General features: G+C 72.5%; 15 protein-coding genes. 7 read left to right on the forward strand and 8 right to left on the reverse strand.

Translation table 11 applies throughout. The features are described 5' to 3' along the window. A partial coding sequence (locus LPA54_RS32185) for a hypothetical protein (RefSeq protein ID WP_228984320.1) occupies positions 1–253 on the forward strand: 253 nt, incomplete at its 5' end. Positions 254–335: 82 nt separating this feature from the next. Here LPA54_RS32185 and LPA54_RS32190 read toward each other — a convergent pair. After that, on the reverse strand, positions 336–977 hold the full coding sequence (locus tag LPA54_RS32190) for a DNA-3-methyladenine glycosylase (protein ID WP_228984321.1): 642 nt from the start codon (positions 975–977) through the stop codon (positions 336–338). A 90-nt stretch (positions 978–1067) separates the two neighbouring features. Here LPA54_RS32190 and LPA54_RS32195 point away from each other — a divergent pair, with 90 nt between their 5' ends. The 3 genes from LPA54_RS32195 (at position 1068) to LPA54_RS32205 (ending at position 3106) form a co-directional block, all read left to right on the forward strand. Next, positions 1068–1850, forward strand: coding sequence for a sporulation protein (locus tag LPA54_RS32195; protein ID WP_228984322.1), 783 nt, complete (start codon positions 1068–1070; stop codon positions 1848–1850). A gap of 44 nt (positions 1851–1894) precedes the next feature. Continuing rightward, the gene (locus tag LPA54_RS32200) at positions 1895–2434 is read left to right on the forward strand and encodes a YbhB/YbcL family Raf kinase inhibitor-like protein (RefSeq protein WP_228984323.1); all 540 of its coding nucleotides are present in this window, start codon (positions 1895–1897) and stop codon (positions 2432–2434) included. Between the two features lie 153 nt (positions 2435–2587). Then, complete coding sequence (locus LPA54_RS32205; protein ID WP_228984324.1) at positions 2588–3106, forward strand: HNH endonuclease; 519 nt, start codon at positions 2588–2590, stop codon at positions 3104–3106. A 55-nt stretch (positions 3107–3161) separates the two neighbouring features. On the opposite strand, the gene LPA54_RS32210 is transcribed toward LPA54_RS32205, so the two are convergent. From LPA54_RS32210 to LPA54_RS32225, 4 genes are all read right to left on the reverse strand, one after another. Further along, the gene (locus tag LPA54_RS32210; RefSeq protein ID WP_228984325.1) at positions 3162–3935 is read right to left on the reverse strand and encodes a sulfite exporter TauE/SafE family protein; all 774 of its coding nucleotides are present in this window, start codon (positions 3933–3935) and stop codon (positions 3162–3164) included. A 161-nt stretch (positions 3936–4096) separates the two neighbouring features. Next, positions 4097–5029, reverse strand: coding sequence for an SPFH domain-containing protein (locus LPA54_RS32215; protein WP_228984326.1), 933 nt, complete (start codon positions 5027–5029; stop codon positions 4097–4099). Positions 5030–5130: 101 nt separating this feature from the next. Further along, positions 5131–5559: an NfeD family protein gene (locus LPA54_RS32220; RefSeq protein WP_228984327.1), complete on the reverse strand. Its 429-nt coding sequence runs from the start codon at positions 5557–5559 to the stop codon at positions 5131–5133. A gap of 154 nt (positions 5560–5713) precedes the next feature. After that, the gene (locus tag LPA54_RS32225) at positions 5714–6505 is read right to left on the reverse strand and encodes an ABC transporter ATP-binding protein (RefSeq protein WP_228984328.1); all 792 of its coding nucleotides are present in this window, start codon (positions 6503–6505) and stop codon (positions 5714–5716) included. 133 nt (positions 6506–6638) lie between these two features. Here LPA54_RS32225 and LPA54_RS32230 point away from each other — a divergent pair, with 133 nt between their 5' ends. Next, complete coding sequence (locus LPA54_RS32230; protein ID WP_228984329.1) at positions 6639–7430, forward strand: hypothetical protein; 792 nt, start codon at positions 6639–6641, stop codon at positions 7428–7430. Between the two features lie 138 nt (positions 7431–7568). Here LPA54_RS32230 and LPA54_RS32235 read toward each other — a convergent pair whose 3' ends face one another. Further along, positions 7569–8204 (reverse strand): response regulator transcription factor, encoded by a 636-nt coding sequence (locus LPA54_RS32235; RefSeq protein WP_228984334.1) that lies wholly within the window; start codon positions 8202–8204, stop codon positions 7569–7571. A 70-nt stretch (positions 8205–8274) separates the two neighbouring features. Continuing rightward, on the reverse strand, positions 8275–9420 hold the full coding sequence (locus tag LPA54_RS32240; protein WP_228984330.1) for a GAF domain-containing sensor histidine kinase: 1146 nt from the start codon (positions 9418–9420) through the stop codon (positions 8275–8277). A gap of 476 nt (positions 9421–9896) precedes the next feature. Here LPA54_RS32240 and LPA54_RS32245 point away from each other — a divergent pair, with 476 nt between their 5' ends. Further along, a complete protein-coding gene (locus LPA54_RS32245; protein ID WP_228984331.1) occupies positions 9897–10649 on the forward strand; it encodes a transglycosylase SLT domain-containing protein in 753 nt (250 codons plus the stop codon). A gap of 111 nt (positions 10650–10760) precedes the next feature. Here LPA54_RS32245 and LPA54_RS32250 read toward each other — a convergent pair whose 3' ends face one another. Further along, positions 10761–13346, reverse strand: a complete 2586-nt coding sequence (locus LPA54_RS32250) for an FHA domain-containing protein (protein ID WP_228984332.1) — start codon at positions 13344–13346, stop codon at positions 10761–10763. Between the two features lie 635 nt (positions 13347–13981). On the opposite strand from LPA54_RS32250, the gene serB reads away from it, so the two are divergent. Further along, complete coding sequence (gene serB / locus LPA54_RS32255) at positions 13982–15187, forward strand: phosphoserine phosphatase SerB (RefSeq protein WP_228984333.1); 1206 nt, start codon at positions 13982–13984, stop codon at positions 15185–15187. Positions 15188–15238 lie beyond the last annotated feature (51 nt).

Genomic DNA, 15238 nt, shown 5'->3' on the forward strand with positions numbered 1-15238 from the left:
TCTCTGCCACCCGCTGGAGCGGGCTGCCGGGCCGTTCTCCGCTTTCGCGTTTCCCTTTCCGGCGATTCCGACTCTATCAGATCCGTTTTCCGTTCCGTTTCCGGTCCGGATTCTGTTTCCGATGGCCGTCGGGGGCCTTTTGCCTTTCGGCTGCCGCTACGTTAGCCGATCTCCCGCGGTGCTCATAATCGAGCCCTTAGGGATGCCTTTCGGAAAACCGAAATGGACCCCGTCCGGGGTGATCGTTCAGTAGTGGGTTGGCCGCGCCAGGGGTGCTGCTACAGCGTGCCCCGGCTCCATGGCTTCATCGACATTAGGCGGTTGCCCGCCCCGCGTCAAGTCCTCCGCTTGCGCGGCGCGTGCGCGCGGTAGGGGCTGACCGTCGGGTCCCCGTCGATCCAGAAGCGCCACGGGTGGGCGGCCCCTTCCCCGCCGACGCCGGTGCGCGGGCCGCTGCAGACCTGTTCGGGGGTGACCGGGCTCCCGGCCAGCACCGACAGCGGGGAGTCCGCGCCCGCGCAGGCGTCCGTGCCGTCCAGGGTGCGGTCCACGTCCAGAGCGGTGGCGAGGCGGGCCGGGCCCTTGGCCAGCTCCCGGTCGTGGCGGGCCGTGGGGCGGTGCCTCCGGGCGAGGTGCCGGCCGGTGCCGATCTCGCCGGCGCGGAGCAGGACCCCGCTCGCGGTGCCCTCGGGGCAGCACACCAGGTTCAGGCAGTGCCACATCCCGTAGGTGAAGTACACGTACGCGTGACCCGGCGGGCCGAACATCACGGCGTTCCTCGCCGTGCGGCCCCGGTAGGCGTGGGAGCCGGGGTCGATCTCCCCGGCGTACGCCTCGACTTCCGTGAGGCGCACTTCGATGGGGCCGTCGTCCGTCCGGCGCACCAGGGTCCGGCCCAGCAGGTCGCGGGCCACCTCCAGCACGGGGCGGTCGAAGAACTCCCGGGGCAGCGGCGTACGGTCGGGGCTTTCGATCATGTTGTACGAGCGTACCGGGGTGGCGTGCGGAACCGGCTACCGTCTTCCGCGCGTAGGCGTACGTGACGCAGACCGACAAGGGAGTGGGACATGGGTTTCAAGAAGATGCTCGCGAGTCTGGGCGCGGGTGGCGCGAACGTCGAGACGGTGCTGACCGAGGCGAACGTGCTGCCCGGTGGCGTCGTCCAGGGCGAGGTGCGCATCGAGGGCGGTTCGGTGCCGCAGGACATCCAGGGCCTGTCCCTCGGGCTTCAGGCGCGGGTCGAGGTCGAGGGCGGCGAGCAGGAGGTGAAGCAGGACATCGAGTTCACCAAGGTGCAGCTCGGCGGGGCCTTCACCGTGCAGGCCGGGGCCGTGCACGTCGTGCCGTTCGGCCTGGAGATCCCCTGGGAGACGCCGGTGACGTGCATCTCCGGGCAGCAGCTGCACGGGATGCACATCGGGGTGACCACCGAGCTGGCCATCGCGCGGGCCGTCGACTCCTCGGACCTGGACCCGGTCAACGTGCATCCGCTGCCGGCCCAGCAGGCGATCCTCGACGCCTTCGTGCAGCTCGGGTTCCGGTTCAAGAGCGCCGACATGGAGCGCGGGCACATTCGGGGGACGCGGCAGCGGCTGCCGTTCTACCAGGAGATCGAGTTCCTGCCCCCGCAGCAGTACCGGGGGCTCAACCAGGTGGAGCTGACGTTCGTCGCCGACGGGCGCGAGATGGACGTCGTCCTGGAGATGGACAAGAAGGCGGGGCTGTTCAGCGAGGGCAGCGACTCGTTCCGCTCCTTCGTGGTCGGGCTCGACGACTTCCGGTCCACCGACTGGACCGCGTACCTGAACCAGTGGCTCGCCGACGTCGGTGGGCGCCGCAACTGGCTCTAGGCTCGGTTCCCCGACCGAGGATCATGCGAATCGGAGGTTCTGACGTGACCGAAGCGAAGAGGGCGCCGCTCCCCCACGACTTCCACCCGCGGGTGCCGTCCTTCACCGTGGTGAGCGACGATGTGGCGCCGGGGGCCGTACTGGCGGACGGGCAGGTGTACGCGAAGGGGAACACCTCGCCGCACCTGCGGTGGGAGGGCTTCCCGGCGGAGACGAAGAGCTTCGCCGTGACGTGCTTCGACCCGGACGCGCCGACCGGCAGCGGCTTCTGGCACTGGGTGCTGTTCGACGTCCCGGCGTCGGTGACGGAGCTGCCCGCCGGTGCGGGGAGCGGTGGCTTCGAGGGGCTGCCCGAGGGTGCGGTGCACGTCCGCAACGACTACGGGTCGAAGGACTTCGGCGGTGCGGCGCCGCCTCCCGGTGACGGCCCGCACCGGTACGTGTTCACCGTGTACGCCGTCGACACGGAGAAGCTGGGGCCGGACGACGGGGCTTCGCCCGCGGTGGTCGGGTTCAACCTGCGGTTCCACACCCTGGCGCGTGCGCAGCTGATCGGGGAGTACGAGACACCCGCGGAGAGCTGAACGTTCGCCTGCCGTTCGCCCGCTCCTGGCCCGTACGAGGCCGGGAGCGGGCATTTTCTGCTTCCGGATATTGCGTTGTCCCGTCCGGTGCGGCCCCGCCACAGTTGGTCCAGGCACGTCAGGGGGACGGCCGGCACACGGAGGTGGGCGGACATGCGGGACACGCTGGTTCTCAACGCGAGCTTCGAGCCGCTGTCGACGGTGTCGCTGCACCGGGCCGTCGTGCTGGTGTTGCAGGGCAAGGCGGTCGTCGAGCACGCCCATCCCGGGTTGCGGGTGCGCGCGGCCGCGGTGGAGCTCCCGGTGCCGCGGGTGATCAGGTTGTGCCGGTACGTCCGGGTGCCGTTCCGAAGACACGCGCCGTGGTCGCGGCGGGGGGTGTTGGCGCGGGACCAGCACCGGTGCGCCTACTGCGGGCGGCGGGCGTCGACCGTGGACCACGTGCTGCCGCGGTCGCAGGGGGGTGCGGACAGCTGGCTGAACACGGTCGCGTCGTGCGCGGAGGACAACCACCGCAAGGCGGACCGGACTCCGGAGGAGGCGGGGATGCCGCTGCTGTTCCAGCCGTTCGTGCCGACTCCGGCGGACGCGATGCTGCTGGCGCTGCGGGCGGGTGAGCGCTCGGAGCTGCCGCAGTGGCTGACGGACCGGTGGGCTCCGGCGGCGGCCTGACGCATGTGGGTGGGCGGCGGCCCGTCCCCGGCTCGTGCCGGGGGCGGGCCGTTGGTCATCGGGTGAGGAGCTGGAGGATCGCCGCGCTGCCGATGACGACGATCAGGACCCGCAGCACCCGCGGGGGGAGTCTGCGGCCTATCCGCGCGCCGAGCTGGCCGCCGATGGTGGAGCCCACGGCGATGAGGGCGACGGCGGTCCAGTCGAAGTGGGCGGCGAAGACGAAGAAGAGAGCCGCGACGGAGTTGACGACGGCGGCGAGGACGTTCTTGGCGGCGTTGAGGCGCTGGAGGGTGTCGTCGAGCAGGATGCCCATGAGGGAGAGGTAGACGATCCCCTGGGCGGCGGTGAAGTAGCCGCCGTAGACGCTGGCGAGGAGCAGTCCGGCGAAGAGGAGGGGGCCGCCGCGGTCGCCGGGGGTGGTGGTGCGGCCGTCGCGGTCGCGGCGGCGCTGCACGGCCCGGGTGATGCGGGGTTGCAGGACGACGAGGACCAGGGCCAGGGCGACGAGGACGGGGACGATCGTCTCGAACGCGGTGGAGGGGAGCAGCGTGAGGAGGACCGCGCCGCACAGGCCGCCGATGGCGGCGGCGACGGCCAGGCGCAGGACGCGGGGGCGCTGGCCGGCGAGTTCGGCCCGGTAGCCGATGGCTCCGCTGATGGAGCCGGGGATGAGGCCGAGGGCGTTGGAGACGGTGGCGGTGACGGGGGGCAGGCCGGTCGCCAGCAGGACGGGGAAGGTGATGAGCGTCCCCGAGCCGACGATGGTGTTGATGGTGCCGGCGCCGATCCCCGCCGCGAAGACGGCGAGCATTTCCCAGATCGTCACTGTGCCCCCGTGCGGGATCGGTGGTGAGTGAACCGATCATGCACGAGGGCGGGGGTGTGAGTCGACCGGGGGTCCCGTCGAGCCGGGTCCCGCGGGTGGGCTCGCGTCGGGCCGGCTCGTGTCGGGCGGGGGCGTCGTCGAGCGGGGTGGGCCGGTCGGGGTCAGTCGGTCGGGTGGTCGTCCCGGCGGGTGTCCTTGCCGGTGTTGAAGCCGGGGGCGCCGTTGCCGAGGTTGCCGAAGGCGCCGGAGAGGCCCTTGAGGGCGTCGCCGATCTCGCTGGGCACGATCCAGAGCTTGTTGGCGTCGCCCTCGGCGATCTTCGGGAGCATCTGGAGGTACTGGTAGGAGAGCAGCTTCTGGTCGGGGTCTCCGGCGTGGATGGCCTCGAAGACCGTGCGGACGGCCTGGGCCTCGCCTTCGGCGCGCAGGGCGGCGGCCTTCGCCTCGCCCTCGGCGCGCAGGATCGCGGACTGCTTCTCGCCCTCGGCGGTCAGGATCTGCGACTGGCGGATGCCCTCGGCGGTGAGGATCGCGGCCCGCTTGTCACGGTCGGCGCGCATCTGCTTCTCCATCGAGTCCTGGATGGAGGTGGGCGGTTCGATGGCCTTGAGCTCGACGCGGTTGACGCGGATGCCCCACTTGCCGGTCGCCTCGTCCAGGACGCCGCGGAGGGCGGCGTTGATCTCCTCGCGGGAGGTGAGGGTCCGCTCCAGGTCCATGCCGCCGATGATGTTGCGCAGCGTGGTGACGGTGAGCTGCTCGATCGCCTGGATGTAGCTGGCGACCTCGTAGGTGGCGGCGCGGGCGTCGGTCACCTGGTAGTAGATCACCGTGTCGATGTTGACGACGAGGTTGTCCTGGGTGATGACCGGCTGGGGCGGGAAGGGGACGACCTGCTCGCGGAGGTCGATCCGGTTGCGGATGGTGTCGATGAACGGGACGACGATGTTGAGGCCCGCGTTCAGCGTGCGGGTGTAGCGCCCGAAGCGTTCGACGATGGCGGCGCTGGCCTGTGGGATGACCTGGATCGTCTTGATCAGGGCGATGAAGACGAGCACCACCAGGATGATCAGAACGATGATGACGGATGGCATCGTGCTCCCCGTGCCCTCGGCTGCCAATGGATGTCGGTGATCGATCTTCCCAGACTGCGGGCTGTCGCGCCGGGCGTTCCCGGTGCTCGGCCGGCTTCTCGTCACATGACGAGTGCCGTCGCCCCGTCGATGTCGACCACGTCGACCTGTTCCCCGACGTCGAAGACCTGGTCGGGGGCGTAGGAGCGGGCGGACCAGACCTCGCCGGCGAGCTTCACGCGGCCGCCGGCGCCGTCGACCCGTTCGAGGACGGTGGCTTGACGGCCCTTCAACGCGTCGATGCCACTGGCGTGTTGGGGCCGGTCCTCGCGGTGCCGGGCCGCGATGGGCCGGACCACGGCGACGAGGGCCACGGAGACGGCGACGAAGACGACCACCTGGGCCACCACGCCGAAGCCGAGTCCCGCGGTGGCGGCGCCCGCCACCGCTCCGACGGAGAACATGCCGAACTCCGGCATCGCGGTGAGGACGAGCGGGATGCCGAGCCCCACCGCCGCGATCAGCCACCACACCCATGCGTCGATGTCCACGTGGTCATGGTAGGCCCGCGCGGGCTGTCGGGGACAGGGCGCGAAGGGGGCGGCGGGGGACGGCCGTTGGCCCGGGCCGCCGGGAGCGGGGCGCGGACGGGGCGCCGGGAAAGGGGCGCGGATGGGGCGTCGGGGGGGGGCGGTCGGGGCGGGGTCAGGAGAGAGGCAGGCCCTGGGCGGTGTAGCGGTCGCCGCGGTGCTCGACGACGAGCGGCAGGCCGAAGCAGCGGGAGAGGTTGCGGGAGGTGAGCTCGGTCTCGACCGGCCCCGCGGCGAGGACCTTGCCCTGACGGATCATCAGGACGTGGGTGAAGCCGGGCGGGATCTCCTCGACGTGGTGGGTCACCATGATCATGGAGGGGGCGTACGGGTCCCGGGCGAGGCGGCCGAGGCGGCGGACGAGGTCCTCGCGGCCGCCGAGGTCGAGGCCGGCGGCGGGCTCGTCGAGGAGGAGCAGCTCGGGGTCGGTCATGAGCGCGCGGGCGATGAGGGTGCGCTTGCGTTCGCCCTCGGAGAGGGTGCCGAACTTCCGGTCGAGGAAGTCGGACATGCCGAGGCGGTCGAGGAAGGCGCGGGCGCGGTCCTCGTCGACGGCGTCGTAGTCCTCCTGCCAGGTGGCGGTCATGCCGTACGCGGCGGTGAGCACGGTCTGCAGGACGGTCTGGCTCTTGGGGAGCTTCTCGGCCATGGCGATGCCGGCCATGCTGACGCGGGGGCGGAGGTCGAAGACGTCGACCGCGCCGAGCCGCTCGCCGAGGATCCGGGCGGTGCCGCGGGTGGGGAAGAGGTAGGTGGAGGCGACGTTCAGGAGGGTGGTCTTGCCCGCGCCGTTCGGTCCGAGGATGGCCCAGCGCTCGCCTTCCTTGACCGACCAGGAGACGTCGTCCACCAGAGCCCGTCCGTCGCGGACCACGGATACGTCCACCAGCTCCAGTACATCGCTCATGAGCGCGTTGTCTCCCCTTGCGGTCGAGTCTTCGTCGTCGTCGCCCGCGCGGTCCGCCGCCGGTGCGGCGGGCACGGGTTCCCAGGGAAAACCTACGCCACTGGTGGAGGCCCCAGTACCTAGGGTGGGGGGCATGCTGTGGGAACCACGTTCAGGACGGTTGGCCGCATGGGGGAACGCCCTGCTGGCCGGTTCGGTGTCGCCGGACGAGGCGGTGGCCGCGATCGTCGGCGACGACGCTCGGCACCGTGTGGAGGGGCTGCCGGGTGAGGCGGGGCCGGTCGGGCTGACGCTGGCGCTGGGCCGGCTGCGGTCGCTGGGGGTCACCGGGTGGCGGGTCGCGCTGCCCGCGCCGGGGCATCCGCTGGGGTTGAGCGGTCCGCCCGAGTTCAACGCGCGGGCGCTCGACGCGCAGGAGGCGGTCGTCGGGTACGGGGCCGGGTTCGGGCTCGTACCGGAGGTGACGGAGGCAGGCCCCGCGGGGGACGTGCACGTGGAGGTGGTGTGGCACTGCCTGCCGGTGCGGCAGGCGCCGCCGGCGGACGTGCCGTCGCTGGGCGAGGCCGAGCGGGAGCTGGCGGAGGCGCTGCGGGAGGCGACCGTGGCGCTGACACGGCTGAACGTGGCGGCGTCGGGGCCGGTGGCCGAGGCCGCGCTGGACGCGTACCGGGCGCGGGCGCACGCGGGGGACGAGCCGCCGCTGGCGCCGGGGTACCCGCCGCGTGCCGTGCGGGTGCTGGAGCTGGCACGGCGGGTGGCGCTGCTGGTGACGCTCGCGTACGGACACGGGCCGGGCGGTGCGGTGAGCGCGTCGGAGATGGCGGCGCGGGTGGAGGCGCTGCGACCGGTGGAGCGGGTGGCGCGGCGGGCGCAGGTGGCCGCGTTCAACGCGTATGTGGAGGGGCGGGAGCGGGGACGGCCCTGACGGAGGCCGGGGCCGCCCCGGTGGTCGGCGGGGCGGGGCGGGGCGGGGCGGTTGGTGGTCGGCGGGGCCGGGGCGGCCCGGTGGTTGGCCCGAGGGTCTGCCGTCCCCGTCTCCTCCCCGTCCCCGCCCGGCCCCGGGTCAGTCCGTGAGGCCGTGGCGGACGGCCCAGAGGGCGGCCTGGGTGCGGTCCGCGAGGTCGAGCTTCATGAGGATGTTCGACACGTGCGTCTTGACCGTCTTCTCGGAGAGGACGAGCGCGCGGGCGATCTCCCGGTTGGAGCGGCCGTCGGCGATCAGGCCGAGGACCTCCCGCTCCCGCTCCGTGAGGCTCCCGCTGCGGCCGCTGCCGGACGCGCCGTTCGCCTCCTCCTGGCTGAGCAGGGCGCCGGCCACCTCCGGCTGGAGCAGCACGTGGCCCGCGTGCACCGAGCGGATGGCGCCGGCGAGGGCGTCCGGGTCCACGTCCTTGTAGACGTACCCGGCCGCGCCGGCGCGCAGGGCGGGCACCACCGTGCGCTGCTCGGTGAAGCTGGTGACGATCAGGACCCTGGCCGGGTTGTCGAGCTCGCGCAGCCGGCGCAGGGCCTCGATGCCGTCGGTGCCGGGCATCTTCACGTCCATGAGGACGACATCCGGGCGCAGCTCCTCCGTGCGGGCGACGCCCTCGGCGCCGTCGGCGGCCTCCCCGACGACCTCGATGTCGTCCTGGACCTCCAGGAAGGTGCGCAGTCCGCGCCGGACGACCTGGTGGTCGTCGACGAGGAGGACACGGATCGCGCGGCCGCGCCCCGCCTCGGTGCCGGTGTCCGCTCTGCCCGCGGGGCGGCCCGTGCCGCCGTCCTTGTCAGCCACCGGGGACCTCCATCTCGATCGTGGTGCCCTCGCCGGGTGCCGAGCGCACGGTGAGTGTGCCGCCGACGCCGCCCGCCCGGTCCCGCATGGAGACCAGTCCGAGGTGGCGTCCGGCGCGGCGGACGGCGCGCGGGTCGAAGCCCCCGCCGTCGTCGGTGACGGTGAGGCGCGCCCCCGGCCCGTGGCGCGCGAGCCGGACGCCGACCTCGGCCGCGCCGGAGTGGCGCAGGGCGTTGTGCAGGGCTTCCTGGGCGACGCGCAGGAGCGCTTCCTCCTGCGCCGCGGGCAGCGCGCGCAGCCCGCCGCCCTCGAAGGTGACGCGGGCGCCGTGGGCCCGGTCGAGGACCTGTACGTGGGTGCGCAGGGTGTGCACGAGGCCGTCCTCGTCGAGGCCGGCCGGGCGCAGCTCGACGACGGCGGCCCGCAGCTCGTCGGCGGCCTCGGCGGCGAGGGCGGCGACCTGCTGGAGCTCGCCCTTGGCGCGGGCCGGGTCGCGGTCGACGAGGCGGGCGGCGGCCTGGGCGGTGAGACGGAGGGAGAACAGCTTCTGGCTGACGGCGTCGTGCAGCTCGTGGGCGAGGCGGGAGCGCTCCTCGGCGATGGTGAGCTCGCGGCTGCGCTCGTAGAGCCGGGCGTTCGTCAGGGCGATGGCGGCGTGCTGGGCGAGGATGCCGAGGAGCTCCTCGTCCTCCGCGGTGAAGCCGCAGCCGCCGCCGGGGGCGGGGCAGCGCTTGTTGGCGAGGAAGAGGGCGGCGATCGTCTCGTCCCCGTCGCGCACGGGCAGGCCGAGGAAGTCGGACATCTCGGGGTGGCTGGAGGGCCAGCCCTCGAAGCGGGGGTCCTCGCGGACGTCGGCGAGGCGCTGCGGCTCCTCGTCGTGGAGCATCGCGGCGAGGATGCCGTGCTGCCGGGGCAGGGGGCCGATCGCCTTCCACTGGTCGTCGCTGACGCCGTCCACCACGAACTGGGCGAAGCCGCCGTGGTCGTCCGGGACGCCCAGGGCGGCGTACTCCGCGTCGAGCAGGTCGCGGGCGGAGGCCACGATCGTCTTGAGGACGTCGCGGACCTCCAGCTGCCTGCTCATCTCCAGGAGCGCCGTGCTCACCGCGGCGAGGCCGGAGCGGGGTCGATCGGTCATGCGTTCACGTTACCCACGGAGGATGACCGTCCGTATCCGCCTGTGGACGGCGGCGCGTACGGCCCCCGGCCTAGGTCCTTGTACCCGGCCGGGGGCGGCGGCGAGGGCCCGCGGCGCCCCCGGGCGGGGCCCGGACCCGGCCCCGTGTCGGCGCCCCTCGACACGGCTTCACACGGTGCGTTGCCGACGCAACAGGCGGTGAGCTTGTCACCTGACCGATGTGAGCCCGCACATAGGACCCAGGTCACTTACGAGAGCGCCTAGTAGCCGGGATAAGGATCGGATCAATGCTGGTGGAGAGCGTGCATAGGGTGCGGTGACGCGTCGTGCCGCAGCCGCTGATCCACTATCCGGGGTCGTACGTCACACCTTTGCCTAGCGATTTTGCGGCCGCTAAGAATTGCAGCCGTCGCCCGCCGAGCCAGGCGCAACGCCGCCCGGCGTGCGACTTCCGCGATTCGAAGAGGTACGACTGTATGTCCCCGTCCAGCACCCCTGGTCTCAGCCGTCTCAAGAAGAACCAGAAGCTCTCCCTTGCCGGCGTCGCCGTCATCGGCGCCGCAGCCGTCTCCCTCAGCCTGGTGCCGGGCAACGCCACGGCCGAAGCCGAGGTCAAGGAGGTGGCCGCCGCTCCGGCCGCCGCCTGGAGCGGCTACCGGACCGCGGAGCTGCAGGCCGGCATCGCCGGGCAGAAGACGGCGTTCGAGCTGAAGGCCGCGGCCGAGGCGAAGGCCGAGGCCGCCGCCAAGGCGAAGGCCGCCGCCGCGGCCAAGGCCGAGGCGAAGGCCCAGGCGAAGGCGAAGGCCGCCGCCGCCGCGAAGGCCAAGGCGAAGGCCCAGGCCGAGGCGGAGAGGCGCGCCGCCGTGAAGGCCGCCGCGAGCCGCGCCGCCGCCCGCACGCCGGTGTTCGCGAACAACCTCGACGGCTGGATCCGCGAGGCGCTCCACATCATGAAGAAGCACGACATCCCGGGTACCTACGAGGGCATCCACCGCAACATCATCCGGGAGTCCAGCGGCAACCCGAGCGCGATCAACAACTGGGACATCAACGCCAAGAACGGCGTCCCGTCGATCGGCCTGCTCCAGGTCATCAAGCCGACGTTCGACGCGTACCACGTCCCCGGCACCAAGAAGAGCCAGTGGGACCCGGTCGCCAACATCGTCGCCGCCTGCAACTACGCGGCCGACCGCTACGGCTCGATGGACAACGTCAACAGCGCCTACTGAGCCGCGGCCCCCCGGGCCGCGCCGGACCAGCGCGACGAAAGGGCGGCACCCCGTGCGGGGTGCCGCCCTTCGCGCGTGTGGCGCCGCCCTCTCAGGCGCGCGGGGCGCCGGTCACTTGCGCATGACCTCCGGCTCGTGGCGCCGCAGCAGCCGCGCCACGACGAAGCCCAGGGCCACGGCCATGGCGAGCAGGACCGCGAGGTTCATGCCCCACTGGCCGGCGGTGTTCTCCCACAGCGGGTCGAGGTTGGTCGGGTCCTTGTGGTCCCACGGCGGCATCAGGTGTGCCAGGTCCAGCGTCGACCCCGCGCCGGCGATGGCCCAGCGGGACGGCATGAGCCAGGCGAACTGCTCCAGGCCGGGCGAGCCGTACACCTTGAACAGGATGCCGGTGAAGACGACCTGCACGATCGCGAACATGACCAGCAGCGGCATGGTCTTCTCGGCGGTCTTCACCAGCGACGAGATGACCAGGCCGACCATCATCGAGGTCAGGCCGAGCGCGATCACGACGACGCACAGCTCGACGGCCGGCGGCATGATCAGGCCCTCGGCGGGCAGCTCGCGCGGGGTGAAGCCGATCGCGCAGATGATCACGCCCTGGAAGGCCGTGATGAGGCCGAGGACGATCACCTTGGACATCAGGTACGCCGAGCGGGACAGGCCGGTGGCGCGCTCCCGCTCGTAGATGACCCGTTCCTTGATCAGCTCTCGGACGGAGTTGGCGGCGCCCGAGAAGCACATGCCGACCGCGAGGATCAGCATGATCGTGCCCGCGTCGCCGTTGAACCGGGACGGCGGGGTGGGCGGGGCGAGGCCGAAGTCGGCGGGGATGACGACGGAGACCGCGCCGAGCACCGCGGGGAGCATCACCATCAGGCCCAGGAAGCCCTTGTCGGAGGCGATCACCGAGACGTAGCGGCGGATCAGGGTCCACAGCTGGGCGCCCCAGCTCTGCGGCTTGGGCGGCCTGGCGGCGGACTGCACCGGCATCTGGACGTGCTGCGCGGCGACGGCGTCGATGTCCGCCGCGTACAGCTGGTAGTGCTGGGAGCCCTTCCAGCGGCCGGCCCAGTCGTAGTCGCGGTAGTTCTCGAAGGCGGAGAAGACGTCCGCCCACGTCTCGTACCCGAAGAAGTTCAGCGCCTCCTCGGGCGGCCCGAAGTAGGCCACGGAGCCGCCGGGCGCCATCACGAGCAGCTTGTCGCACAGGCCCAGCTCGGCGACCGAGTGCGTGACGACGAGGACCGTGCGGCCGTCGTCGGCCAGGCCGCGCAGGAGCTGCATGACGTCGCGGTCCATGCCCGGGTCGAGGCCGGAGGTCGGCTCGTCCAGGAAGATCAGGGACGGCTTGGTCAGCAGCTCCAGGGCGACGGAGACGCGCTTGCGCTGGCCACCGGAGAGGGAGGTGACCTTCTTCTCCTTGTGGATGTCGAGCTTGAGCTCGCGCAGCACCTCGTCGATGCGGGCCTCGCGCTCGGCCGTCGCGGTGTCGCCGGGGAAGCGGAGCTTCGCGGCGTAGCGCAGGGCCTTCTGGACGGTCAGCTCCTTGTGGAGGATGTCGTCCTGCGGGACCAGGCCGATGCGCTGGCGCAGCTCGGCGAACTGCTTGTAGAGGCTGCGGTTGTCGTACAGGACGTCGCCCTGGTCGGCGGGGCGGTAGCCGGTCAGCGCCTTGAGGAGCGTCGACTTGCCGGAGCCCGAGGGGCCGATGACGCCGATCAGCGACTTCTCCGGGACGCCGAACGAGACGTCCTTCAGGATCTGCTTGCCGCCGTCGACGGTGACCGTGAGGTGCCGCGCCGAGAAGGAGACCTCACCGGTGTCGACGAACTCCTCGAGGCGGTCGCCGACGAGCCGGAACGTCGAGTGACCGACGCCCACGATGTCGTTAGGGCTGATGAGGACGGTGCCCGACTTGGTGATCGGCTGGCCGTTGACGTACGTGCCGTTGTGCGAGCCGAGGTCGCGCAGTTCGAAGCGGCCGTCGGGGTGCGCGGTGAACTCGGCGTGGTGGCGCGAGACCTGGAGGTCGGAGACGACCAGTTCGTTCTCGAGCGCACGGCCGATGCGCATGACCCGGCCCAGGGCCAGCTGGTGGAACGTGGTGGGGCTGCGGTCCCCGTACGCGGGGGCCGAGGGCGCCTGGTGGGCGGCCGCCGGTCCCTGGTGCGCGGCGGGTGCCTGGTGGGCGGCGGGTCCCTGCTGGTGCGGGATCTGCTGCTGGGGCTGCTGCTGCCAGCCGGCCTGTTGCGGCTGCTGGTGCTGCGGCGTCGGCTGGTGCTGCGGTACCTGCTGCTGGTGCTGCTGCGGGGCGGGCGCCTGCCGGCCCGGCCACGCCTGCTGCGGGGCCTGCGACGCCCGGGCGTCGTACGCGCCGGCGGGCGCCGCCGCGGCGGGCGCGGCCGCCCCGGCGAAGTCGAGCCGCGGGCCGTCGGTGGCGTTGCCCAGGTGCACGGTGGCACCCGGGCCGATCTCCAGCTGGTGGATCCGCTGCCCCTGCACGTAAGTGCCGTTCGTGGAGCCGTGGTCCTCGATGACCCAACTGCGGCCACCCCAGCTCACCGTGGCGTGCCGCCACGAGACCCTGGCGTCGTCGATCACCACGTCACCCTGCGGGTCCCGCCCGAGGGTGTACGACCTGGACGGATCGAGGGTCCAGGTCCTTCCGTTCAGTTCCAGTACGAGTTCCGGCACTCCATGCCCCACGTTGTTGTCCCCCGAGCTCCCCCGTCGCTGGGAGTGCAGGGGTGGCGAATCATCGAGGGGGAACTATTTCAGGACCGGTCCCCTATCCGAAAGTCGGGCGGTGTGAAGACCCCGCGCGGGGCCGTGCCGGCCGTGCGCGCGTGACCGCACGGGGGTGGAGAAACCCGTCCGGATGGCCACACAACCTGCCGGGACGCCGCCGATGAGCCGACAACGGGACAAGCCGCCGCATAGGCCGGGTTCCTGACGGGGACGAACGGCGCAGGGGGCCCGGAAGGGACGAGATCCGGCCACCGGGAGGCGCCGGTGTGATCCTGGACTCCCCCGCCGGTGGCGGGACGGGCGCGGTGGGGCGCCGCGTCCCGGCGGAGCGGCGCCCTCCGGAGCCGGGGGTGGCGAGCGGGTGCCCGGATGCCCCGGGAAGGCGGACGTCCGGATCGGCGGGGGCGGTCGGACGTCCGGATCGAGAGGGCGCTCGGGCCCCCGGGGCCGGGAGTGCGGGCCCCCGGGGCCGGGGCGGTCGGGCCCCCCGGGGCCGGGGAGTGCGGGCGGGCTTCCGCCGGTGTCCGCAGGGCGGGACGGGGGCGGCTCGGGCGGGGCGGGGCCGATACGGTGGGAGGACCATGAGCGCATCACAGACCTCTGACGTCCCCACCCTTCTCGTCAAGATCTTCGGGAAGGACCGCCCCGGGATCACCGCCGGGCTGTTCGACACCCTCGCCGCGTTCGCCGTCGACGTCGTCGACATCGAGCAGGTCGTCACCCGTGGCCGCATCGTCCTGTGCGCCCTCGTCACCGAGCCGACCGTCAGCACGGAGGGCGAGCTGCGGGCCACCGTGCACAGCTGGGCGGAGTCGCTGAAGCTCCAGGCGGAGATCATCTCCGGGACCGGGGACAACCGGCCGCGCGGCCACGGCCGCTCCCACGTGACCGTGCTCGGCAACCCGCTGACCGCCGAGAACACGGCGGCCATAGCGGCCGCCATCACCCGTACCGGCGGCAACATCGACCGGGTGTTCCGGCTGGCCAAGTACCCGGTGACGGCGGTGGAGTTCGCCGTGTCCGGCACGGAGACGGAACCGCTGCGGACGGTGCTCGCCACCGAGTCGCACTCGCTCGGCGTGGACGTGGCCGTGGTGTCGGCGGGCCTGCACCGGCGGGCGCAGCGGTTGGTGGTCATGGACGTCGACTCCACGCTCATCCAGGACGAGGTCATCGAGCTGTTCGCCGCCCACGCGGGGTGCGAGGACCGGGTCGCGGAGATCACCGCCGCGGCGATGCGCGGCGAGCTGGACTTCGAGCAGTCGCTGCACGCGCGCGTGGCGCTGCTGGAGGGGCTGGACGAGTCGGTCGTCGACAAGGTGCGGGCCGAGGTACGGCTGACGCCGGGGGCGCGGACGCTGATCCGCACGCTGAAGCGGCTCGGGTACCAGGTGGGCGTGGTGTCGGGCGGGTTCACGCAGGTCACGGACGACCTGAAGGTGCGGCTCGGGCTGGACTTCGCCTCCGCCAACACGCTGGAGATCGTGGACGGCCGGCTGACCGGCCGGGTCACCGGCGAGATCGTGGACCGGGCGGGCAAGGCGCGGCTGCTGCGCCGGTTCGCCGCGGAGGCGGGCGTCCCGCTGGCGCAGACGGTGGCGGTGGGTGACGGGGCGAACGACCTCGACATGCTGAACGCGGCGGGCCTCGGCGTGGCCTTCAACGCCAAGCCCCTGGTGCGCGAGGCGGCCGACACGGCCGTGAACGTACCGTTCCTGGACACCGTGCTGTACCTGCTGGGCGTCACCCGCGAAGAGGTCGAGGCGGCCGACGCCCACGTGGACTGAGCCTCCCCGGGGCCGGCCCGCCCCGGGGGCCCTGGGCTCCCCCGACACGGC

The organism is Streptomyces sp. DH12, assembly GCF_020873895.1.
GTDB lineage: Bacteria > Actinomycetota > Actinomycetes > Streptomycetales > Streptomycetaceae > Streptomyces.

Excerpts from the sequence above, each read along its gene's own strand:
- LPA54_RS32190 (WP_228984321.1), bottom strand. The coding sequence starts at position 977 with ATGATCGAAAGCCCCGACCGTACGCCGCTGCCCCGGGAGTTCTTCGAC.
- LPA54_RS32195 (WP_228984322.1), top strand. The coding sequence starts at position 1,068 with ATGGGTTTCAAGAAGATGCTCGCGAGTCTGGGCGCGGGTGGCGCGAAC.
- LPA54_RS32205 (WP_228984324.1), top strand. The coding sequence starts at position 2,588 with ATGCGGGACACGCTGGTTCTCAACGCGAGCTTCGAGCCGCTGTCGACG.
- LPA54_RS32215 (WP_228984326.1), bottom strand. The coding sequence starts at position 5,029 with ATGCCATCCGTCATCATCGTTCTGATCATCCTGGTGGTGCTCGTCTTC.
- LPA54_RS32225 (WP_228984328.1), bottom strand. The coding sequence starts at position 6,505 with ATGAGCGATGTACTGGAGCTGGTGGACGTATCCGTGGTCCGCGACGGA.
- LPA54_RS32230 (WP_228984329.1), top strand. The coding sequence starts at position 6,639 with ATGCTGTGGGAACCACGTTCAGGACGGTTGGCCGCATGGGGGAACGCC.
- LPA54_RS32240 (WP_228984330.1), bottom strand. The coding sequence starts at position 9,420 with ATGACCGATCGACCCCGCTCCGGCCTCGCCGCGGTGAGCACGGCGCTC.
- LPA54_RS32245 (WP_228984331.1), top strand. The coding sequence starts at position 9,897 with ATGTCCCCGTCCAGCACCCCTGGTCTCAGCCGTCTCAAGAAGAACCAG.
- serB (WP_228984333.1), top strand. The coding sequence starts at position 13,982 with ATGAGCGCATCACAGACCTCTGACGTCCCCACCCTTCTCGTCAAGATC.